This is a genomic window from Campylobacter sp. IFREMER_LSEM_CL2151, from assembly GCF_025771725.1.
Taxonomy (GTDB): domain Bacteria; phylum Campylobacterota; class Campylobacteria; order Campylobacterales; family Campylobacteraceae; genus Campylobacter_D; species Campylobacter_D lari_C.
This window is the reverse complement of the sequence record NZ_JAKMQT010000005.1, coordinates 83,940-104,640: the sequence shown is the minus strand read 5'-3', so window position 1 is coordinate 104,640 and position 20,701 is coordinate 83,940. Positions and strand designations below refer to the sequence as shown.

Annotated in this window: 24 protein-coding genes and 2 pseudogenes; 18 read left to right on the top strand and 8 right to left on the bottom strand. The window is 28.8% G+C overall.

Going from position 1 to position 20,701, the window contains the following annotated elements; genetic code table 11:
• From L8V82_RS05215 to nadD, 3 genes are read right to left on the bottom strand one after another with little or no spacing between them, the layout of a single operon-like run.
• The gene (locus tag L8V82_RS05215) at nucleotides 1-2,376 is read right to left on the bottom strand and encodes a tetratricopeptide repeat protein (protein ID WP_263724240.1); all 2,376 of its coding nucleotides are present in this window, start codon (nucleotides 2,374-2,376) and stop codon (nucleotides 1-3) included.
• A gap of 9 nt (nucleotides 2,377-2,385) precedes the next feature.
• The gene (gene rsfS / locus L8V82_RS05210) at nucleotides 2,386-2,715 is read right to left on the bottom strand and encodes a ribosome silencing factor (RefSeq protein WP_012661160.1); all 330 of its coding nucleotides are present in this window, start codon (nucleotides 2,713-2,715) and stop codon (nucleotides 2,386-2,388) included.
• Nucleotides 2,716-2,728: 13 nt separating this feature from the next.
• Nucleotides 2,729-3,274 carry a nicotinate (nicotinamide) nucleotide adenylyltransferase gene (gene nadD / locus L8V82_RS05205; protein ID WP_039628047.1) on the bottom strand — a complete coding sequence of 182 codons (546 nt, stop codon included), beginning with the start codon at nucleotides 3,272-3,274 and terminating at the stop codon, nucleotides 2,729-2,731.
• A 59-nt stretch (nucleotides 3,275-3,333) separates the two neighbouring features.
• Here nadD and gap point away from each other — a divergent pair, with 59 nt between their 5' ends.
• The 10 genes and pseudogenes from gap to L8V82_RS07790 all read left to right on the top strand — a co-directional run.
• Nucleotides 3,334-4,329, top strand: a complete 996-nt coding sequence (gene gap / locus L8V82_RS05200) for a type I glyceraldehyde-3-phosphate dehydrogenase (protein WP_263724239.1) — start codon at nucleotides 3,334-3,336, stop codon at nucleotides 4,327-4,329.
• Between the two features lies 1 nt (nucleotide 4,330).
• Entirely contained in the window at nucleotides 4,331-5,533 is a 1,203-nt protein-coding gene (locus tag L8V82_RS05195; protein WP_257396268.1) for a phosphoglycerate kinase, read from the top strand.
• The gene (locus tag L8V82_RS05190; protein WP_263724238.1) at nucleotides 5,530-6,210 is read left to right on the top strand and encodes a triose-phosphate isomerase; all 681 of its coding nucleotides are present in this window, start codon (nucleotides 5,530-5,532) and stop codon (nucleotides 6,208-6,210) included. The genes L8V82_RS05195 and L8V82_RS05190 overlap by 4 nt, the downstream gene beginning before the upstream one ends.
• A 3-nt stretch (nucleotides 6,211-6,213) precedes the next feature.
• Nucleotides 6,214-7,848, top strand: a complete 1,635-nt coding sequence (locus L8V82_RS05185; RefSeq protein ID WP_263724237.1) for a hydrogenase small subunit — start codon at nucleotides 6,214-6,216, stop codon at nucleotides 7,846-7,848.
• Nucleotides 7,849-7,973: 125 nt separating this feature from the next.
• Complete coding sequence (locus tag L8V82_RS05180) at nucleotides 7,974-8,519, top strand: ATP-binding protein (RefSeq protein WP_257928597.1); 546 nt, start codon at nucleotides 7,974-7,976, stop codon at nucleotides 8,517-8,519.
• Nucleotides 8,520-8,532: 13 nt separating this feature from the next.
• Nucleotides 8,533-9,225 carry a dUTP diphosphatase gene (locus tag L8V82_RS05175; protein WP_257928598.1) on the top strand — a complete coding sequence of 231 codons (693 nt, stop codon included), beginning with the start codon at nucleotides 8,533-8,535 and terminating at the stop codon, nucleotides 9,223-9,225.
• Nucleotides 9,222-9,932, top strand: a complete 711-nt coding sequence (locus L8V82_RS05170; protein ID WP_263724236.1) for an EI24 domain-containing protein — start codon at nucleotides 9,222-9,224, stop codon at nucleotides 9,930-9,932. The genes L8V82_RS05175 and L8V82_RS05170 overlap by 4 nt, the downstream gene beginning before the upstream one ends.
• Nucleotides 9,925-10,332: a hypothetical protein gene (locus L8V82_RS05165; protein ID WP_263724235.1), complete on the top strand. Its 408-nt coding sequence runs from the start codon at nucleotides 9,925-9,927 to the stop codon at nucleotides 10,330-10,332. Before L8V82_RS05170 ends, L8V82_RS05165 begins: the two co-directional genes overlap by 8 nt.
• Nucleotides 10,333-10,463: 131 nt before the next feature.
• Nucleotides 10,464-11,123 (top strand): annotated as a pseudogene (locus tag L8V82_RS07795) (cache domain-containing protein); the annotation flags it as partial.
• 945 nt (nucleotides 11,124-12,068) lie between these two features.
• Nucleotides 12,069-12,461 (top strand): annotated as a pseudogene (locus L8V82_RS07790) (methyl-accepting chemotaxis protein); the annotation flags it as partial.
• Nucleotides 12,462-12,491: 30 nt separating this feature from the next.
• On the opposite strand, the gene fldA reads toward L8V82_RS07790, so the two are convergent.
• From fldA to L8V82_RS05135, 5 genes are all read right to left on the bottom strand, one after another.
• Nucleotides 12,492-12,983, bottom strand: a complete 492-nt coding sequence (fldA, locus tag L8V82_RS05155) for a flavodoxin FldA (RefSeq protein ID WP_263724233.1) — start codon at nucleotides 12,981-12,983, stop codon at nucleotides 12,492-12,494.
• A complete protein-coding gene (locus L8V82_RS05150; protein WP_257928604.1) occupies nucleotides 12,984-13,676 on the bottom strand; it encodes a hypothetical protein in 693 nt (230 codons plus the stop codon).
• 1 nt (nucleotide 13,677) lies between these two features.
• Complete coding sequence (locus tag L8V82_RS05145; protein WP_012661148.1) at nucleotides 13,678-13,995, bottom strand: DUF2325 domain-containing protein; 318 nt, start codon at nucleotides 13,993-13,995, stop codon at nucleotides 13,678-13,680.
• 85 nt (nucleotides 13,996-14,080) lie between these two features.
• A complete protein-coding gene (gene truD / locus L8V82_RS05140) occupies nucleotides 14,081-15,214 on the bottom strand; it encodes a tRNA pseudouridine(13) synthase TruD (RefSeq protein WP_263724253.1) in 1,134 nt (377 codons plus the stop codon).
• Complete coding sequence (locus L8V82_RS05135) at nucleotides 15,183-16,004, bottom strand: thiamine-phosphate kinase (protein ID WP_263724232.1); 822 nt, start codon at nucleotides 16,002-16,004, stop codon at nucleotides 15,183-15,185. Before L8V82_RS05135 ends, truD begins: the two co-directional genes overlap by 32 nt.
• A gap of 97 nt (nucleotides 16,005-16,101) precedes the next feature.
• Between L8V82_RS05135 and L8V82_RS05130 the strand changes: the two genes are divergently transcribed.
• From L8V82_RS05130 to flgN, 8 genes are read left to right on the top strand one after another with little or no spacing between them, the layout of a single operon-like run.
• A complete protein-coding gene (locus L8V82_RS05130; RefSeq protein ID WP_263724231.1) occupies nucleotides 16,102-16,740 on the top strand; it encodes a DUF5644 domain-containing protein in 639 nt (212 codons plus the stop codon).
• A gap of 9 nt (nucleotides 16,741-16,749) precedes the next feature.
• A complete protein-coding gene (locus L8V82_RS05125) occupies nucleotides 16,750-17,454 on the top strand; it encodes a hypothetical protein (RefSeq protein ID WP_263724230.1) in 705 nt (234 codons plus the stop codon).
• Complete coding sequence (locus L8V82_RS05120) at nucleotides 17,438-17,833, top strand: hypothetical protein (protein WP_263724229.1); 396 nt, start codon at nucleotides 17,438-17,440, stop codon at nucleotides 17,831-17,833. The genes L8V82_RS05125 and L8V82_RS05120 overlap by 17 nt, the downstream gene beginning before the upstream one ends.
• Complete coding sequence (locus L8V82_RS05115; RefSeq protein ID WP_263724228.1) at nucleotides 17,826-18,482, top strand: RsmD family RNA methyltransferase; 657 nt, start codon at nucleotides 17,826-17,828, stop codon at nucleotides 18,480-18,482. Before L8V82_RS05120 ends, L8V82_RS05115 begins: the two co-directional genes overlap by 8 nt.
• A 57-nt stretch (nucleotides 18,483-18,539) precedes the next feature.
• The gene (locus L8V82_RS05110; RefSeq protein ID WP_263674797.1) at nucleotides 18,540-19,586 is read left to right on the top strand and encodes a flagellar basal body P-ring protein FlgI; all 1,047 of its coding nucleotides are present in this window, start codon (nucleotides 18,540-18,542) and stop codon (nucleotides 19,584-19,586) included.
• Nucleotides 19,586-19,951, top strand: coding sequence for a rod-binding protein (locus L8V82_RS05105; protein WP_039617679.1), 366 nt, complete (start codon nucleotides 19,586-19,588; stop codon nucleotides 19,949-19,951). The genes L8V82_RS05110 and L8V82_RS05105 overlap by 1 nt, the downstream gene beginning before the upstream one ends.
• Before the next feature lie 60 nt (nucleotides 19,952-20,011).
• Nucleotides 20,012-20,218, top strand: a complete 207-nt coding sequence (locus tag L8V82_RS05100) for a flagellar biosynthesis anti-sigma factor FlgM (protein ID WP_214125878.1) — start codon at nucleotides 20,012-20,014, stop codon at nucleotides 20,216-20,218.
• 42 nt (nucleotides 20,219-20,260) lie between these two features.
• Complete coding sequence (gene flgN / locus L8V82_RS05095) at nucleotides 20,261-20,695, top strand: flagellar export chaperone FlgN (RefSeq protein ID WP_214125879.1); 435 nt, start codon at nucleotides 20,261-20,263, stop codon at nucleotides 20,693-20,695.
• The last annotated feature ends 6 nt before the right edge of the window (nucleotides 20,696-20,701 follow it).

Sequence of the window (20,701 nt, the reverse complement as noted above, 5' to 3'; positions counted from 1 at the left end):
TTAATTCCAAATTTGCCACCATTTTTTATTTTGTTGTTTTAATTTTTGCATTAAAATATTTTGATTTTTTAATGCAAACTCATTTTCTTCATCAAGCTTTAATAATTCTTTAGCACACTCTAAAGCTTGCTCGTATTCTTTTAGCTCTTCTAAACACTGAATTTTTCCCACCAAAGCATCGGTATTTTCATTTGCTATCTTTAAACAATCTTCATAACATTGCAATGCATCATGAAAATCACCTAAATTTCTTAAACACTCTGCCTTATAATAATGTGTCCAATTTTGACTTTCATCTAAATTTAAAGCCATATTAAGATATTTTATAGCTTCTTTAAAATCTTGCGAATACAGTTTAACCGCACCCATAAAATGATAACATTCATGTGATTTTGGTTCAAGCTCACTTGCTTTTTTTGCTGCTTTGAAGCTTTCATCATATTTTCCTAAAAAGCTTAAAATTTGTGCTTTTTCTATCCAGTACTCCCCAGCATCATCAATTATTTTTAAGCATTCATTGATATCTTTTAAGGCTTCGTTGTATTTTTCAAGATTTCTTTTACATTTTGCTCTATGAAAATATGATTCATCATCTTCTTCATTACTTAAAATCACACTATCATAACATTTTATCGCTGCTTCAAACATATAAAGATCTTCATAACAAAGTCCCTTATAATACTTTGCTCCATTATGATTTTTATCAATTTTTAAAGCCTTATCTAAATCTTCTATAGCTTCTTCTTCTAAGCTTAAATTATATTTAGCAATTCCTCGCCAAAAATAAAGTTTAAAATTATTTTTATCCACTTTATGTGCTGCATTACAATAAGCTATTAATTCTTCATAAGATTCAAGCTCTTTTGCACAATATGCTCTTTCAAATAATACATCTTTTAAATCAATATAATCTTTATATGTTTTTATAAGCTCATTGTATTCATCCATAGCTTCTTGAAATCTTTCAAGCTTGCTTTTAATCCAAGCTCTTTGAGAAAGAGAATTAACATAATCTTGAGTATTATTTTGCTTTTTATAATATTTAACAGCTAATTCGCTATCTTCTAAAGCTTCCTCATATTTTTCAAGATCAGATTTTAAATAAGCCCTATTAAAAAACACATCAGGATATTCTTTTTGATATTTTAAGGCTTTTTCATAACTTATCAAAGCTTCATCATATTTGTCTATTTTATATAAGCTATTGCCCAAATGATAAAAACCATAAGGAACTGCGTGTTCAAGCTCTGCTAATTCTGATGGAGTAAAATCATGCTTTCTTGCTCTTTCTTGATAATATTTAGCTGCTAAGTCAAAATCCTCTATAGCCTCTTCAATCATTTTTAGATTGATTTTAGTATTGCCTCTATTAATATATGCTTGGGCATATTCTTCATAAAGCTCAATTGTTTTGTCATAATACTTCAAAGCTTGCTCATAATCTTTTAAATCATACAAAACTCTAGCCAATGCAAAACATGGATATTGTAAATTTTCATCTAATTCGATTGATTTTTTAAAGGCATCTATTGATAATTCTATCTTTTCTAAGTCTTTATAAATATGTCCCAAAATTAAGTACGCCATTGCATTTTCATTATCTAGTTCAATAGATTTTAAGCAATCTTGCAAAGCTCCTTCTAAATCATCAACCTTGCGTTTATTATTAGCCCTTTTATAATACGCATCAGCAAAACTCTCATCTTGCTCAATCATCTTAGTAAAAAATTCTATAGCTTTTTGATAATCTTCTAAATTCTCATAAGCTACACCTTGATAATAAAAAATCTGCGAGGATTCAAAGCCTAAATCTTGAGACTTTTTAAAATCAATCAAAGCTTGTTTTGGATCAACACTAAGCAAAGCAATAGCTCTAGTATAATAAGCTATATAATACTCGGGAGCTAAATCAATACAAATTTGCAAATCTTTTAAAGCTTTTGTGTGCTCATCTAAAAGTATATAAACCCTAGCTCTATTAAAATATGCTAAATAATATGTATTATCCAGTGCTATAGTTTTATTAAAAGCCAAAAGTGCTTCTTGTAATAAATCTAATTTAAAATTACATAGACCTAAAAGATTAAATAAAAATACATTATTAGGATCAAATTCTACAGCTATAGTTGCATCTTTAAGTGCTTCTTGAAATTTCAAACAATTAAATCTACAAAACGCTCTATTATGGTAAGCCTCTAAAAGCAAACGATGTTTATCCTCATCATCTATAAAAATCATTTTACCATCTTGAGCAAGCGTAACTTCGCCTTTACAAAAAGCTATAAGCTCACTTAAGACTTCATCACATTTTTCAAATTCTGAATTTTCAAAATATTCTTTAGCTAAATCTGATAACTCAGTGATTAGATTATCCAAATCTTAATCCTAGTTTTGATTTTCTTTATTTAGACTTTTTAAAAATTCTTCTATATTATATTTTGCTCTATAAGTTTCACTCATTAAATGAATTAAAATATCACCTAAATCAAGCACAGTCCATTCTTCGCTACTTTCTATATTTAAAAACTCTTCACCCTTACTTTTAAGATTGGTTTTTAAATCATCAATCAAAGAAAGCGCATGTCTTTCTCCCATAGTAGTAGCAATCACTACAAATTTAACAAAATAATCTTTATCTTGCATATCAAAAGTTTCTATTAAATCTGCTTTTTTATCATCTAAAATCTGTACTATATTATTAATTCTTTCTTGCATTATTTTCCTTTTGTTAAATATTTTTAAATTTAGAATAATAAAGCTTAACTTCTTCTTTGATTTGCTCACAAACTTGCGATGTTTGCAAGGTTTCTCTTATAAAAGAAGAAGAAATATCTACTTTAGTATCTAGGGTTTTAAAATGTTTTGGTATAAAAATACCATCTCTTTTAGCTACAACAAATTCTACCAAATTTTGCAATCTTTCAAATTCATGCCATTTTTCAAGACTTTGTAAATGATCAGCTCCTAAAATAAGATAAAATTTAGAAATTTCATATTGCTTATACAAAAAATCAACACTTTCTATACTAGGTACGGGTCTTTGTTTTTTTATTTCAAAATCACAAATTTCAACTTTTTCTAAACCTCCCCAAATCATCTCACACCATTTTAAGCGTCTTTGTTCATTTGCGGTAAATTCTTGCTTAAAAGGGCTAATAAAAGTAGGCATAATAATGAGTTTATCAAGCTCTAAATTTGCTAGTGCATTAAAGACTATAGCATTATGCCCTAAATGGGGTGGATCAAAACTGCCACCAAAAAGTGCGATTTTCATTAAAATTTAACCTTTTTTTAGTAGAATTTTACCTACTTAATCATAAAAAGGAAATGAAAATGGCTGTAAAAGTTGCAATAAATGGTTTTGGACGCATTGGAAGATGTGTTGCAAGAATTATTATGAAGCATGATGATATCGATCTTGTAGCGATTAATGATACTACTGATATAGAACTTACTAAATATCTTTTTAAATATGACACCGTTCATGGGGTATATGATGGTAGTGTTGAAAACGATGGTGATGATTTAATAATTGATAATAAAAAAATAAAAGTTTTAAAAAGCAGAAATGTAGCGGATTTAGACTTTGCAAAATATGGCGCACAAATTGTTTTAGAATGCACTGGCGCGCACTTAACTATGGAAAAATGTCAAGGATTTTTAGATCATGGGGTGCAAAAAGTTATCATGAGTGCACCTGCAAAAGATAAAACTCCAACTTATGTTTTAGGGGTAAATGCTCACGAATACAAAGGCGAAAACATCATCTCAAACGCAAGTTGTACTACTAACTGTTTGGGTCCAATTTGTAGAGTTTTACAAGATAATTTTGGCATAGAAAAAGGTTTAATGACAACTATACATGCTTACACAAACGGACAAAGCATTATTGATGCAAAAGCAAGAGATAAAAGAAGATCGCGCGCTGCTGCACAAAATATCATCCCTACTTCAACTGGTGCAGCAAAAGCTATGAAGCTTGTTATGCCTGAGCTTGATGGAAAATTACACGGTCAAAGCATGCGTGTACCTGTAGCTGATGTATCAACTGTGGATTTAACTGCAACTTTAAAGAAAAAAGTAAGTAAAGAAGAAATCAACGAAGCCTTTAGAAAAGCAGCTGCTAGTAATTTAAAAGGTATATTATTGGTTGATGATGAAGAAAGAGTTTCAAGTGATTTTATAACTTGCTCTTATGGTGCGATTGTAGCAAGTGATTTAACCCAAGTAATTTGTGATGATTTTGTTAAAGTGGTTGCTTGGTATGATAATGAATGGGGATATTCTTCTCGTTTAGTAGATATGGCAGTATTTGTGGCAAAGGCTTAAGATGAGTAGTATTTTATCGATTAAAGATATTGATCTTGCAAAGAAAAAAGTATTTATAAGATGTGATTTTAATGTTCCTCAAGATGAATTTTTAAATATTACCGATGATCGTCGTATTCGCTCAGCTATCCCTACCATAAGATATTGTTTAGATAATGGCTGTGCTGTTATTTTAGCTTCACATTTAGGGCGTCCAAAAGAAATAGCTTCAAAATATTCTTTAGAGCCGGTTGCAAAAAGACTTGCACGCTTAATGGCTAAAGATGTTATCATGGCTAAAGATGTTATAGGTGAAGATGCAAAGAAAAAAGCTAGTGAATTAAAATCAAGTGAAATTTTGCTTTTAGAAAATTTACGCTTTGAAAAAGGTGAAACTAAGAATGATGAAAACTTAGCTAAAGAACTTGCTTCTATGGCTGATGTTTATATTAATGATGCTTTTGGGGTTTGCCATAGAGCCCATGCTAGCGTTGAAGCTATTACAAAATACTTTGATAATGCAAACAAAGGTGCGGGATTTTTACTCCAAAAAGAAATCGAATTTGCAAGTAATCTTATCAAACACCCTGCGCGTCCTTTTGTAGCTGTAGTGGGTGGTTCTAAAGTAAGTGGGAAATTGCAAGCTTTGACTAACTTACTTCCAAAAGTAGATAAATTAATCATAGGTGGAGGTATGGCCTTTACTTTCTTAAAAGCTCAAGGTTATGATATAGGAAATTCTCTCTTAGAAGAAGATTTAATTGAAGAAGCGAATAAAATCTTGCTCAAAGGTAAAAATCTAGGGGTGAAAATTTATCTTCCTGTGGATGTTACAGCAGCACAAACTTGCTCTCAAGAAGCGGTGATGAAATACACTCCTGTGCAAGAAATTCCTGCGGGTTGGATGGGGCTTGATATAGGTCCTGCTAGTGTAAGGTTGTTTAAAGAAGCACTTTCTGATGCTCAAACTATATGGTGGAATGGACCTATGGGGGTTTTTGAAATCGATAAATTCTCAAAAGGTAGTATTAAAATGAGTCATTATATTAGCGAATCTCATGCAACAACTGTAATAGGTGGTGGTGATACTGCTGATGTCGTAGCAAGAGCAGGTGATGCTGATGAGATGACTTTCATTTCAACCGGTGGTGGAGCATCATTAGAACTTATAGAAGGAAAAGAACTTCCTGGTGTAAAACCTTTGACTATAAAGGATAATGAATGATTTTTGCAGCAAATTTAAAGTGTAATCATACAAGATCAAGCTTTGAACTTTACGCTCAAAAATTAAACCAAAACTTAAACAAAGAAGATGAAATTTTCATCTTCCCTCCTAACATAGCTTTCTTAAAAGACAATTTTTCATTTCAACAAGGCGCGCAGAATTTCTACCCTTGTGAAAATGGAGCATATACCGGAGAAATAGGTAAAATTCACTTAGAAGAATTTAATATCAAAAGCGTTTTAATAGGCCATTCTGAAAGAAGAGCTTTAAATGAAGATGAAAGTTTTTTAAGGGCTAAATTTGATTTTGCAAAAAATCTTGATTTTAATATCATTTATTGCATAGGCGAAAGTTTAGAAACTAAGAATACTAACGAAAGCTTAGACTTTTTAAAAAAACAAATTGAAAATATTGACTTATCTTATAAAAAACTTATCATAGCATATGAGCCTATTTATTCTATAGGCACAGGAGTTAGTGCTAATCTTAATGATATTAATACCATACTTAATTTTTTAAGAGAATTTACTAACGCTAAGCTTTTATATGGTGGAAGTGTTAATCAAAACAATATTAAAGAAATTTGTGCTTTAAAAAATTGTGATGGAGTGTTAATAGGTTCAGCTGCATTAAATGCAAATGATTTTTTAAATATGATACAAATAGCTAAAGGTTAAAAAATGTCTTTAAGCAATGAAGAACTAAAAAGCATATTAGAGCGTAAAATCGCTCTATTGGAAAACTCACACAAAGAAGAAAAAAATATCTCATTAGAGGCTGTAAATTCCATTATTAAAATTTTAGGTTTACCAAATGATTTTAGCCCTTTAGCACATAGATATTTTCAACTTCATACCCCGCCTAGTCTCATATGGCTTCATTTAAGTGAATGCACAGGGTGTAGCGAGAGTTTACTTAGAACTTCATTGCCTGACTTTTTAGATCTGATTTTTGATTTTATTTCTTTAGAATATCATGAAACCTTTATGAGTGCAAGCGGACACCAGGCAGAATCGCATTTAGAGGAAGTTTTAGAAAAAAAAGATTTTCTTTTAGCTGTTGAAGGTGGGGTTTGTGCTATAGATCCTTTTTATCTAACTATAGGAGCACATGGTGAAAATGGGTATGAAATTTTACAAAAATGTGCTAAAAATGCTAAAACAATCTTTGCTATGGGGACTTGTTCAAGCTATGGAGGAATTCAAGCTGCACATCCAAATCCTACCAAAAGCATAGGAATTTCTAAAGTCTTAGAAGAAAAAGTAATCAATATACCAGGTTGTCCTCCAAGTGATGTAAATATCATCGCAGCGCTTTGCTTTTATATATTATTTGAACAAGACATGGCTTTAGATGAGCAAAATAGGCCTTTAGCCTTTTATGGAAAATGCTTGCATGATTTATGTGAAAGAAAAGCTAAATTTGAAGCAGGAAATTTTGCTCAAAGTTTTGATGATGAAAATATAAAACAAGGTTATTGTCTTTTTAAAGTAGGTTGCAAAGGACCTTATGCTTATAATAATTGCCCTAAGGTTAAATTTAACTCCAAAACCTCTTGGCCAGTAGCTGCAGGACATGGCTGTATTGCTTGTAGTGAAGAAAATTTTTGGGATGATTTTGGTTTTTATGAAAAACCTATGAGTAATGAATTTGCTTATAATGATTTTTCTATTATATTAGATGATAAAATAGTCCATAATAATTCTAACAATGAGCTTGATTCAGATAATATCTTACTAGATTTAGAAAGTGAAATTAGTGGGATTTTTTATCAAAATGATACAAAGATTAATTTTTTAGATTTTAGTTTTGAAGCTAATCCTAAAGTTTTTTTAAATAATTTCGCAAAAACCAAAATGGCTATGACTTTAGTGCAAAATTATCAAGAGCAATTTAAAACATATTATGATTTTATACAAGAAAATTATGATGATGAAAGCAAAATTAGTAATAATATCTTAGATTTATTTTATTTTATCTATCCATTTATTAGTGGAAAAAAATTAAACCATTTAGATGAGTTTTTAGATCTTGCTTTAGCTTATAAGTTTAAACATCCTAGCAAATTTGATTTTAAAACCACTATTAATGAACAAGCAAAGCTTGATGTTTCTAAATCTATGCGTATGCCTTTGATTTATATTTTAGGTGGCTTAGATAAAGAAGCCATTGCCTTTGGGTTGATTTTTTCTTTAAAAGAACATTTAAAACAAGCTTTAAAAGCATGCAAAAAAACGCACAATAAAAAGCAAATTTTAATATGTGCAAAAAATGAAAAATTATTAAAATTATTTTGGGATTTAACGAGCATTTAAAGACTTAATGTTAAAATGTTTATCTCCCTAATATTTGAAATTTGCAAAGTATAAAAACTTTGCAAATTTGTTTAAGATTGAGTTATTTTGACGATATAGCTTTATCTTGACTTGAAAGGAATGTTATGCAAATTTCTAGTTATAATTCTCAAAATTTTTCTATGGATATTAAAACAAAAAATGGTAACCATCTTTCTTTTTCTATGTATGATAAAAAAGAGGCAAAATTAGATAAAGATGGCAACTCAGCTTCTTTAAGCCTTAGAAATCAATTTGGTTTTTCATTCTCATACAATGGAACCAAACTTTCACAAGAAGAAATTGAAGAAATAAAAGAAGCGGTAGCTAAAGTACAACCTCAAATCGATGAATTTATGAAAAACTCAAGAGTAGGAACTTTAAAACCAAAAGAGCTTATCACTACTGCAATGAAAATCGGCAATGCCTTACCTGAACCAAAAAATGAAGAACACAAAAAAGCCACTTTACATGAATTATTAAATACTATGGATAAAAGCTTAAACAAAGAAATGAATAAAACAGATCTTGAAGATATTAAAAAGCAAATTTTCCAAGATAGTGCTAAATTATTAGAAGAAATTTGGGAGCAATATAACAAGCAAAAAGAAGAAAAAGAAGAAGATAATAAAGAATTTGGATTTTATGCTTAAAAAAGGAAACAAAATGGAAGTAAAAGATATTTTAAAAAGCATGCTAGAACTCCAGCAAAAATTAAATGATGACACCAATGGTATAGGTTGGGAAAATGGTTATACCAAAGAAGGTAAATTAATCAGTTTTAGAAGATGTATTTATATGGAGTGTGCTGAGCTTATTGATTCTTTTGCTTGGAAACACTGGAAAAGCATACATACTCCTGCAAATTGGGATAATGTACGCATTGAAATAGTAGATATATGGCATTTTATTTTGAGTTTAATTTTAGAAGAATACAAAGAAAAACAAATCGATGATAAAAACTTCATAGCAGAAGAAGTTTCTTCTGTAACTTTTTTTGATGATTTTTGCAAAGAAACTTCTAATCCAAATGAAGCAGATATCTATGGAATTTTAAATGATATTGAACTTATTATCCATAAGTGTAGTGGTTTTGATTATGATTTAGGTGAACTTTTAAGCGTGTATTTTGTTTTGGCTAGAAAATGTGGTTTAAATTTCTTTGAACTTTATAAAACCTATATTGGAAAAAATATATTAAATCAATTCAGACAAGAAAATGGCTACAAAGAAGGTACTTATAAAAAAACTTGGAATGGCACAGAAGATAATGAAGTTTTAAATCAAATTTTAAAAGAAACACTAGATTATAAAGAAATTTATCAAAAGCTTCAAGAAAATTACAATCAAATTAAATGAATATACTATACCTAAGCTTGCAAGATTTTCTTAGCAAGCCTTTTTTAAAATTTTCTCTCTTGCCATTTTTGATTAGTTTATTCCTTTTTGCCTTGCTTGTATATTATAGTTATGATATATTCTTTTCTTATATAGAAGATGTGGTTAGCGGATCTTTTATGGCTTGGTTTTTTAGCTTTTCTATAGTGCAATTTTCACTTGCATTTTTAAGCGCTATAGGTGGATTTTTCATAGTGGTATTTGCCTCAGTGTTTTTTACCATGCTAATAATTTCTTTTTTAACTCCTTCTATTGTGAAAAAAATCAATCAAAGATATTACAACTATTCCATACAAAAAGAAGTAAATTCTTTAGAGGTTTTACTTAAAACATTCAAATTTATACTCATCTCATGCGTATTGTTTGTAGTAGCTACTTTCTTATTGATTATACCTTTTGTTAGTATTGTGATTTATTATGGAGTATTTTATTATTTATTTCACAAACTTTTATTATTAGATGTATTAAGCAATGTCTTAGACAAAAACAATTTCGATGATTTTTATAAGAACTCATCACCCTTATACTTTAAAATCATCACTTTAATCTTTTTTGCTTTATCAAGCATACCTTTACTTGGTTTATTTTTACAAGTATTTTATGTGATTTTCTTGACTCATTTAAGTTATCAAAAAATCTTAAAACTTAAAGCCAACAACAATGGATAAAAGAATTATAAATTTTATTCACTCGCAAAAACTTCTTAGTTTAAGCATGCTTGATGATGATGGCGGAATATATTGTGCAAGTTGTTATTATGCTTTTGATGATAAAAATTTAGCTTTAATTTTTGCTAGTGAAGAACACACCAAACACATTCAACTTGCTTATAAAACACCCAAGGTAGCAGTTAATATAGCACTAGATACAAACATCATCAATCTCATTAAAGGAGTGCAAATTAAAGCTCTTTTTCAAAAAGCTACCAAAGAGCAAGAAAAAATATACTATGAAAAATTTCCCTTTGCAAAACTTGCACAAGCTTGTATTTTTGCTTTAAATATACAATGGGCAAAATATACTGACAATAAAATTTTACTTTCTAAAAAATTAGAATTTTTTATTTAAAAATACTTTAAAATATAATATTTTTTAACAAAAATTAACTATATTTATAAATTTTTAAATATTTTTTGAATAAAATCATATAAATTATCATAACCATAAAGCCTCAAAATTTGGCTTTTTAAGGAGAAAAAATGCTCTCTTCCATTAAGAAATACCTACTAGGTAATTTTTCCAACAAAATAGCTTTCTTAGTTTGTATTTTTGTCGTAGTTTTGCTATGTGTTTTAGGTTTTTTTAACTATGTTAAATCTAAATCTAATAGTCATACCCTACTAGTTCAATTTCAGCAAAAAGTTGCTTTTGATGTAAGTAAAAGATTTGATTTATATGCGAGTGATAGACGCAATGTGATTGATTCTTTAACAAAATATATCAAAGAAAACAAACACAATCTAAATTCAGCACAATATACTAGTTTATTAAAATCTTTAGGAGATTCTTTAGGTTTTGATTTAACCTATGTAGGTTTTGAAGATGGATCTATGTTTAGATCAAATGGCAACAATCAAACCCCAGAAAGCGGATATGATCCTAGGGCTAGAGGATGGTATCAAGAAGCTAAAGAAAAAAGAGAGTTAATTGTCACAGAGCCTTATATATCATCTAGCATGAAAAAACCAACTATTTCTTATGCCAGCCCTATTATAGAAAATGGAAAGGTTATAGGCGTAGTTGCTGCAGATTATGATTTGAAAAAATTCTCAGAAGAAGTTTTAGCTATAGGCAAAACACCTTATTCACACGCAGCAGTTTTAGCTGATGATGGAACCTATCTTTTTCATACTGATTCATCTAAAATCTTAACTTCAACTGAAATTAGTAAAGATATCATTTCAAACTATTTTAAAACACCTGAGGGTGCAAATAAAGCTCTTTCTAAAGATATTTTTAAAATGCAAACCAAAGAAGAAGGAACTAAAGCTTTAATTTGCAATGGCAGTATTAATCCAAAATATACTATTTGCTCTATAGCTGATTATGATTTTTATAGCGACGCAGCCGAGCAAACACTAATGGAACAAATCATCATTTCTCTAATTGCTATTTTTATTACTTTGATTTTCATTAGAATGATTATTTCATATAATCTTAAACCAATTGCAATTATTTCTTCAGGATTGCATAATTTCTTTAATTATTTAAATCACAAAGACACTCATTCTCATCCTATTAAACTTAAAACCCAGGATGAATTTGGGAAAATGGCAGATGAGATTAACGAAAATATCAATATCATCAAAGAAGCTCTAAGCAAAGACGCAAAAGCCATTGAAGAATCTGTAAATGTTGCTAGAAAAATAGAAACAGGTGAGCTTAATTTACATATTAGTTCTCATGCTAATAATCCTCAAATTCAAGAACTTATAGAAGTTTTAAATAAAATGCTTACTACCTTACAAGCAAAAATCGGTAGCGATTTAAATGAAATTCAAGCTGTGTTTGATAGTTACAAGCATTTAGATTTTACAGCAGCTATCAATACGCCAAAAGGTGATGTTGAAAAGGCAATCAATGCGCTTGGAAATGAAATCAAAAACATGCTCTCACAATCACTTAACCAAGGCGAGTTATTAAATCAAAAAGCTGAAGCACTCAAACAAAGTATGCAAGAGCTTACTAATGATGCCACTCATCAAACCTCATCACTACAAGAAAGCGCAAGAGCTTTAGAGCAAATGAACTCAGCCATGAGTGAAATCTCTATTAAAGCGCAAGATGTTGTAAAACAAAGTAATGATATTAAAAGCGTTACCACAGTAATTTCAGATATAGCTGAGCAAATCAACTTGCTTGCATTAAATGCTGCTATTGAAGCTGCACGTGCAGGCGAGCATGGACGTGGCTTTGCTGTTGTTGCTGAAGAAGTTAGAAACTTAGCAGAAAGAACTCAAAAGTCTTTGGGTGAGATTGAAGCAAATACTAATATCTTGGCCCAATCTATAAGCGATATGGGAGAAGCTATAAAAGAAGAAGCAGATGATATTAGTCAAATTAATGAATCAGTAGCTACTATAGAAAAACTCACACAACAAAACTCTCAAACAGCTATGCAGACTAATACTATTGCAAATGAAGTAGATTCTTTAGCACAAGATATACTAAGCGAAACTAAAAAAAGAAAATTTTAAATATAAAGATGCCTTTTAGGCATCTAATTTTTAAGAAAAAGAAGGTTTAATTTGCTCTAACCAAGCATCAATTCTACTTTCTGTTAAATCCTCATGATTATCATTATCTAATGCAAGTCCTACAAATTTATCACCTTCTACGGCTTCACTTGCTTCAAAAGTATAACCACCTGTAGAAACAGCACCTACCAAATTTGCACCTGCTGCTTTTAAAGCTTGAGCAAGTTTTCCCATAGCACTGCAATATGTATCTGAATAGCTTTCACTATCTCCCATACCAAAAACCGCAACAGTTTTACCACTAAGATTTAAAGCTGAAAAATCAAAACCATCCCAATCATCTTGAAAATCACCACTTCCCCAAGTAGAAGTACCGCAAATTAATTTATCATAAGAATTAATTTTCTCTGCATCAATATCTGCGACATTTAATACATCAGAAATTCCTAATTTTTGAGCGATCATATTTGCTGCACTTTCAGTATTACCCATAGAGCTACCATAAATTACTGCTATTGACATTTAACATCTCCTTAAAATTTGATTATTAATAGTATAGGGAACTAATTTTAGCAAAGTTTTGTTATTTTCACATAAAAAATGTCTTATTTCTTTATGCTGAGTGAAATTTTTATTTCTTGGATACACAATATAAAATCTTTCAAAAGAATTATCTTTTATAAATTGCAAAGCAAGTTCTATATCTTTATCATTATCTTTATAAAATAAAGGCATAACCGCCATTTTTTCATTGATAATAATAATGTTTTTGTAAATTGTTACTTTGGATTTGGTATTGCTTTTGCAAATTTTATCATACACAAAAGCCTCAAAAGCTACTTGTAAAGGCAAAGTAAAACTAGATGATAAAAACACATTTTGTATTAATTTAGCTAAAGCATATTTTGGTTTCTTTGCTTCAAGCTTTAATTTGTTTAATTTTCCTTCTTTATATGCCTTGATAATTTTATGAGAATATGGACAAAATTGCCTCACTTTATTAAATCTCAAAGCTCTTTCTGCGCTCATATTTTGAATTTTTAACTCAAAAATATTTCTTAAACAACTAGCTTCTTTTGCATAAATATAAGGTATTTTCAATTCATCTTCAACCAAAGAATTGTATAAATTTAAAAAAATGCGATTAATACTTTTTTGCTCTAAATCTCTAAATATTTTAGGTATAAAATCCTCTTTTTCATTAAATCCAAACATATTAAGCCTTCTTTGCGCACTCATAGGTTTGATCAAGGCCAAAAACCTTACAATATTCACAATACACACAACTTACACTGCGTTTAGCGCAAACTAAAGGTATATTGCGTTTTTTTGCCTCTGTTTTGATTTTTTTCATGGTATTATGGTTTAAAAAACTAGTAAGCATAACTATACATTCGGTATTTTGTGGAATGGGTTTTCTATTTACCCTATTTTCATTTCTAGCATCCCAATGCTCTATGCTTTTTGCACCTAGATTTGTCAAAACTGCCTTAATTGGAGTTATTTCATCCGCTCCGATAACCAAAACTGACATTGAGCTTTCCTTTTTATAAAAATGATAATTGTTATTATAATTTATAAAAGATAAATTTTAACTGATACTCAATATCAATTTTTAATTACATATTATGGGTTTGTTCAAAAATATCTGTATGTAAAATTTCTTCTAAAATCACCGTGGCATACGAGCCTTTTTGCAAGAAAAACTCCAAAGTAAAATGAGCTTTTTCTTCATCATAATAACTTTTGCAATCTTGCAAATAAGACCACATAAAGCGTCTTGAGCCTTGCATTTTATCTTTAAACTCATATGCAAAAGAAAAAATCTCATCTTCTAATTTTTTAGCTAAACCTTCATTTGCCTCATAAGCTTTAGAGCCTATTAAAAGACCCATGGCACTAATATCTTTTTGATTAAATCTTTCTACTTCACTTGGTAAATCTTCACATATAAAACATTTACCAAAAGGATAATGTCCTAAAACTTCACCCTTTAAAAGTTTAAAAAACTGCTTTTGATTTTTTAAACTTTTGATTTCTTCTTTTTCTAAACTATAAATTTGCTTTATTTCTTTTTCACTAAAGTCATTAATAAAATGTGATAATTCTACCCTTTTACTCAAATATCTATTAAAAAGCTCACTTTGAAAAGCAGAAATCAAAAATTCTTGCATTTTTTTATTTTTGATTTTTTTGCCTTTTAAAATTTCTAGTCCTTGTGAAAAATTATCTTGAAATTTGCCAAAACGCTGATATCCAAAATAATTAGCAAAACCTTGTTCTTGGATATTTTTAAAAGCTTGTTCTATTTTTAAAGCATCTACTTTAGAAACTTTTTTTAATCTTATAAAAAATAAATTTCCTTTTAGATGCCCTATTCTAAGTTTATTATCATGGTAAAAAGTTTCTAAAATTTTCATCTTATCATGTTTAAAATTTTTTAAACCCTCTTCAAATTTTTTAGGCATAGAAATATATTGAAAAGTTAAGCCTTGTTTATCTTTTAAACCACTATAACCAAAATCTTTCATTTTAACACCACTTTGCTCGCTTAAAATTCTCAAAGCTTCACTAGTGCTAAGATCTTTTTTTTGTATATGTAAAATTAAATGTTCACCTTTTCCACTAAATTCATACAAAGGCTTTTCTCTTACTACAAAATCATTGCTATTTTTTGAAAAATACACATTTATCGGGCTGTGTTTTAAAGTATATAAGGGCTTAAAAATGATGTTCTCTTCCATAAAATTTATACCTTCCTGTTGTTGTTTTTGCAAAAATATTTAGTTTAACTCTATGCTTTTTAGCCATATTTTGTATAAATGCTTTGTGTTTTTTATCAAAAGCAAATAAAATTTCATACTCTTCTGCACTATTTAAGCTAAATTTATCTAATTTTTTAAGGAATTTTATACCAAGTTGATTTATAAAGAGCATTCTCGATAGATCCTTATTTAAACCATCTGAAATATCCATACTTACTCTAACTTTTTTTGCTATATCATAAAAAAATTTTTGTCTTAAATTTGGTTTTATAAAACGATGTTTAGAATGCAATTTTCCACCGCGAAATAATATATTTAAACCTTTTAAACTCTCACCTAATTTTCCACTAAAAGCAAGTAAATCTCCTTTTTTCAAACCTTTTCTAAAAATAGCCTTTTTATTTACTTTAGAAATAATAGTTATACTAATATTGATTTTATTATCTGCTATAGTATCTCCGCCTATAATTTGTACTCCAAATTCTTTTGCACTATCTAGCAAGCCTTTTTGCAAAGCTTTAACCTGTTTCATATCTAAACATTTTGGTAAAGAAAGCCCCAAAAGAGCATATTTTGGCGTAGCATTCATAGCAATTGCATCAGAAATATTAACAAGCATAGCCTTTGCTCCAATTTGTTCTAAACTCATCCAAGAGCGCTTAAAATGCACGTTTTCACAAAATAAATCTTTAGAATAACAATATCCATCGATGATTGCCCCATCATCTCCATTGATAGGATTAGCAAAGCCGTTGATAATAAATTTTTCTTTATCCATGTGAATATTTTATACAAAAAGCTTTTAATTTTATATAATAATCAAATTTTTATAAGTTTAAAATGTATATAATGAAAAATAATACCAAGGATAAAATATGCAAATAACTTTAAGAATTTTTCGTTTTGATAAAGATAGTGATTATTTAGCTTATTATAAACCTTATGTTTATGATAGTAAAAATTTTAAAAGTATTTATGATATTTTAGTGCAAGTGAAAAAAGATGATATATATTTTGATTTTGAAGAAAACCCAGAAAGTTGCATTAAAATCAACCAAGTCGCCATTAGACAAAGAAGAGATTTAAATAATATCATTGAAAAATTTGGAAAAGAACTCATCATAGAACCACTTGATACCAAAAGAGCAACCAAAGATTTAATCATGGATAAAAGTGATTTTTTAGAAAAATTAGAGCTTTTTAAAGGACTTATTGATATACATGATGTAGAACTTTACAAACAATATGACTTTTTATATTATACAAGCGAAGTTAGAGAATTTTTACCTGAATATCTAGGAGATAGCTTTTTTATATTTGCTTATAAAATGCTACTTAAATACCCAGAAAAAGCACCACAATTTTTAAAACTAGTCGCAGATGAAGAAAAAGGGATTTACTATCATACTAAATTTAAAAATTTTATTTCATCAAATGAGCTTGATTATGAATCTTACATTAAAGAATTAAAAGTTATGCTTGTAAAATCAGGCCTTGCAAGAAGTATTTTTTAAGGAATTAAAATGTATAAAATTTATACTAATAGCAATAATGACTTATTTTGTTATTTTGATATTATCAAAAATGCTTTAGACGTAGTCGGTGTTGAAAGCACGCTATGTGAAAAACCTTTGGGTAAAAATTATTTTATTATTGATTATGATCCAAAAGATATCTTAGATGAATATTCAAGAATGATGAATGAAGATAATATCTTAGCTTGCGAATACAGCTCTTATGAAATTATGAGTAAAATTGAAAAAATTCAATATGCCCCAAAAGTTTTTTTAAACCACCTTAAACAAGAACACATTAAACATTTTTTTGAGAAATTTAATATAGGCATATATCAAGGATTTTCTAATGCGAACTGTTCTTTAGAGCTTGCTAAAATACTTAAAGCAAATGTAATAGATTTTGAAAGAAAATACAAAAGCTGTGGCTATGGGTTTTTAAATTTAAATGCTGAGCTAGCTTTCAAAAGTGCTGCTGCTATAATGTTAGATGCTTATGATAGTGGTTGTGATTTTTTAGTAGTTGAGGATTTTTATTCTTTTTATATGTTTGATAAATGTTATAAAGAATTACAAGCTATTTCAAATAGAAATTTTGAAGATTTTTATATTTTAAGTTTTGCAGAGCTTGCAAATTTGGCTCTAGGTATAGTACCATATACTTTAAAAAAACATAAATTAAAAGTGAGTTTGGTCAATGAAAATCGCTCTTGAATGTAAAGATTTAATTTTAGAAAAAACTTTAGAAATTGCTTTGAAAGATTTTTTAGTTTTAAAAAAAGATTGTGATTTTTTAGTCTGTGATGAAAAAATCAACACACAAAAACCACAATTTATCATCAATAAAAAATCAAATTTTTTATCTCATCCTTTTAATATGGAAGAATTGCTTAATGCTTTAAATGATTTCAATGCAAGTTTGCAAAATATTGCTTATAAAATAGCAATGCGTGAGAAAAAAATCATGAATCAAAAATGTGAAGCCATTTTAGAGCAATTACGTCAAGAAAGTCATGAAAAAATCGATGCGATATTTGATCTTTACAAAACAGAGTTAAAAAATCTTATCAAAGAAGAAAATAATAATGCATAAAATACAAGAATATCAAAGTGTAAAAGATTTTTTAAAAAATTATAAAGAAGATAAAAAAACAAACTCAAAAAAACAAACTCAAAAAATTTACACCACCATAGAAAGCGGAATTTATAAAGGCAAAAAAATTTTACTTCCTAGTCTAGATACCACAAGAAGCACCAAAAGCATAGTAAAATCTTGTGTTTTTAATGTTTTGCGTTTTTCTTTACAAGATAAGGTTTTCATAGAAGCCTTTGGAGGAAGCGCTTTAATGGCATTAGAGGCAAGAAGTAATGGCTGCTTAAAAAGCTATGCTATAGAAAAAGATAAAAAAGCTTATGAAATCGCTTTAAAAAATGCTTCCAACATTGATCAAAACACTATTTGCTTCAATGATGATACCTTTAAAAAAACCCCTCAAATTATTCAAAATTCTAAAGAAGATATTATTTTATATCTTGATCCGCCTTTTGATATTAGAGAAGGTTTTTTTGATATTTATAAAAAAACTTTAAAATTGATAGAAAATATAAAAAATTCAAATGTTAAAATCATCATCATAGAACATCACAGCACTTTTAAAACTCCAGCTAAAATACAAAATTATAAAAAAACAAAAGAAAAAAAATTTGGCTCAACTACTCTAAGCTTTTACTCCTTTATATAAATTTGGAACTTTTTTTGCTTTAATTTATGAAAATAGCATAGGTTAAAGGAAGAATCGATGAGAATATTATTTTTAAGCTTAGCACTAAGTCTAAGCGTTTTTGCAGCTACTATTAAAGAACTTACCAATGTAGTAGGTGTTAGAGATAACCAACTTATAGGATATGGTTTGGTTGTTGGTTTAAATGGAAGTGGAGATGGTACAAGTAGCGAATTTACTCTACAATCTATTTCAAATATGCTTCAAGGTATGAATGTAAAAATTAGCCCGGGCGATATTAAATCAAAAAACACAGCAGCAGTAATGGTTACAGCAAAACTTCCTGCTTTTGCAAGAAGTGGGGATAAGCTTGATGTAAGTGTAGCTTCTTTAGGCGATGCCAAATCTTTACAAGGTGGAACCTTACTTATGACAGCTCTAAAAGGGGTTGATGGAGAAATTTATGCAGTAGCTCAAGGTTCTTTAGCAATAGGCGGACTTAGTCCAAGACCAGGTGCAGCAGGAACACACTCAACATCAGCAAATGTTATTAATGGTGCAGTAGTAGAAAGAGAAATTCCACAAAACTTTAGCCAAAGTGAAGATTTGGTTTTAAGTTTAAAAGAAGCAGATTTTAAAACTGCTAATAATATAGAAAGAGTTCTAAATACTATTTTTGATACAGATATAGCAAAGGCCTTAGATTCTAGAACTATAAAATTAACAAAACCTGAAGAATTTTCTCATGTTGAATTTATGGCAAGAGTATTAGAGCAAGATATAGCTTATACTCCAGAAAGCAAAGTAATCATCGATGAAAGAACAGGAACTATAGTAGCAGGAGTAAATATAGAAGTTGAACCTATATTAATTACTCATAAAGATATCACGATAAAAATTGATCCAAACAATACCGTAGCTTTAGGACAAAATGAAATCGATATGAAAGATGGTGGTATTTTAGATCCTGTATCTAATACTTTAAAAATCACAAACAATAAAACAACAGTAGCAAATATAGCTAGAATGTTAAATAAACTTGGAGCAGCACCAAATGATATCATAGCTATTATGCAAAATCTAAAAAGAGCTGGTGCAATTAGTGCTGAATTAGAGGTGATATGATGAGAGTTGATAATTATTTAGCAAGTAAAAACTATAGCAGTGAGCTTTATGAAAGTATTACTAAACACAACAATAGCTACAAGGCTGCCAAAAACTATGCAGATAGTGCTTTTAAAAATGATTTAACTCATATACAAGCATTAAATGATGAAGATAAAGCTTTAAAAGAACAAACTGATGCTTTTGAAGCTTTTTTAATCAAAAGCGTTTTGGATATTTCTTTAAAACAAGAAAATTCTTTATTTGGAAAAGATGCAAGTGATGAAATTTATTCATCTATGTATAATGATACTATGAGTAAAGCATTAAGCGGGGGGTTAGGTTTTTCAAAATTATTATTTGATTATTTAAAAGAAAGGGGTTAAGTTATTTTTTTAAGTGTCGATATAGTTCTTAGAGTTTTTCAATAGAACTGGAGGCTTAAAATGATAAACCCTATACATCAAAGTTATGTAGCTCAAGTTGCTACTAATGATTTAAATAAAACAGAAAACAAAGAAAACAACAAGGCAAAAGAAACTCAAAAGGTAGAAGAGAGTAAGGCATCTTTGATTGCTTCACAAATAAAAAATGGCGCGTATAAAATAGACTTACAAGCCACTTCTAAAGCAATAGCAGATTCTTTATTATAATTTTTATCCTTTTTTGGGTTAGTGCCTAAGAAAGGATAAAAAATGGTTAAACAACACTTAGACGAAACAAATTCTATTTTAGAAAAACTCATCAATCTTACTTTAGAAGATATAACCCAAATTCAAGCCGCTAACCACCAACATGTTAGCAAAAGCGTAGAGGAAAAAACTAAACTTGTAAATGACTTCCAAATTGCTAAAAAAAATCTTGACAAGGCTTTAATAGAACTTAGCAATCAAGGAAACAATAAAGGCTTAGATGAACTTTTAGATGATGAAGATAAAGAAAAACTTGCTCTTTTAAAGCAAAATTTAAATACCTTGCACCAAAAAAATAAAGAATATGCTAAATTAGCTCTTATTATTAAAAATTTTTACGACAATCTTTTAAATACAATGTTTGAACAAAATGGAACAAATAATGCTTATGGAGATAATAAGACAATTCCAGATTCATTATTTAAGATCAATGTTTAAAGGTTA

Bases quoted from the DNA above. Each gene is read 5' to 3' on its own strand.
- rsfS (WP_012661160.1), bottom strand. From the start codon at position 2,715: ATGCAAGAAAGAATTAATAATATAGTACAGATTTTAGATGATAAAAAA.
- nadD (WP_039628047.1), bottom strand. From the start codon at position 3,274: ATGAAAATCGCACTTTTTGGTGGCAGTTTTGATCCACCCCATTTAGGG.
- gap (WP_263724239.1), top strand. From the start codon at position 3,334: ATGGCTGTAAAAGTTGCAATAAATGGTTTTGGACGCATTGGAAGATGT.
- L8V82_RS05195 (WP_257396268.1), top strand. From the start codon at position 4,331: ATGAGTAGTATTTTATCGATTAAAGATATTGATCTTGCAAAGAAAAAA.
- L8V82_RS05190 (WP_263724238.1), top strand. From the start codon at position 5,530: ATGATTTTTGCAGCAAATTTAAAGTGTAATCATACAAGATCAAGCTTT.
- L8V82_RS05185 (WP_263724237.1), top strand. From the start codon at position 6,214: ATGTCTTTAAGCAATGAAGAACTAAAAAGCATATTAGAGCGTAAAATC.
- L8V82_RS05180 (WP_257928597.1), top strand. From the start codon at position 7,974: ATGCAAATTTCTAGTTATAATTCTCAAAATTTTTCTATGGATATTAAA.
- L8V82_RS05175 (WP_257928598.1), top strand. From the start codon at position 8,533: ATGGAAGTAAAAGATATTTTAAAAAGCATGCTAGAACTCCAGCAAAAA.
- L8V82_RS05170 (WP_263724236.1), top strand. From the start codon at position 9,222: ATGAATATACTATACCTAAGCTTGCAAGATTTTCTTAGCAAGCCTTTT.
- L8V82_RS05165 (WP_263724235.1), top strand. From the start codon at position 9,925: ATGGATAAAAGAATTATAAATTTTATTCACTCGCAAAAACTTCTTAGT.
- fldA (WP_263724233.1), bottom strand. From the start codon at position 12,983: ATGTCAATAGCAGTAATTTATGGTAGCTCTATGGGTAATACTGAAAGT.
- L8V82_RS05150 (WP_257928604.1), bottom strand. From the start codon at position 13,676: ATGTTTGGATTTAATGAAAAAGAGGATTTTATACCTAAAATATTTAGA.
- L8V82_RS05145 (WP_012661148.1), bottom strand. From the start codon at position 13,995: ATGTCAGTTTTGGTTATCGGAGCGGATGAAATAACTCCAATTAAGGCA.
- L8V82_RS05135 (WP_263724232.1), bottom strand. From the start codon at position 16,004: ATGGATAAAGAAAAATTTATTATCAACGGCTTTGCTAATCCTATCAAT.
- L8V82_RS05130 (WP_263724231.1), top strand. From the start codon at position 16,102: ATGCAAATAACTTTAAGAATTTTTCGTTTTGATAAAGATAGTGATTAT.
- L8V82_RS05125 (WP_263724230.1), top strand. From the start codon at position 16,750: ATGTATAAAATTTATACTAATAGCAATAATGACTTATTTTGTTATTTT.
- L8V82_RS05120 (WP_263724229.1), top strand. From the start codon at position 17,438: ATGAAAATCGCTCTTGAATGTAAAGATTTAATTTTAGAAAAAACTTTA.
- L8V82_RS05115 (WP_263724228.1), top strand. From the start codon at position 17,826: ATGCATAAAATACAAGAATATCAAAGTGTAAAAGATTTTTTAAAAAAT.
- L8V82_RS05110 (WP_263674797.1), top strand. From the start codon at position 18,540: ATGAGAATATTATTTTTAAGCTTAGCACTAAGTCTAAGCGTTTTTGCA.
- L8V82_RS05105 (WP_039617679.1), top strand. From the start codon at position 19,586: ATGAGAGTTGATAATTATTTAGCAAGTAAAAACTATAGCAGTGAGCTT.
- L8V82_RS05100 (WP_214125878.1), top strand. From the start codon at position 20,012: ATGATAAACCCTATACATCAAAGTTATGTAGCTCAAGTTGCTACTAAT.
- flgN (WP_214125879.1), top strand. From the start codon at position 20,261: ATGGTTAAACAACACTTAGACGAAACAAATTCTATTTTAGAAAAACTC.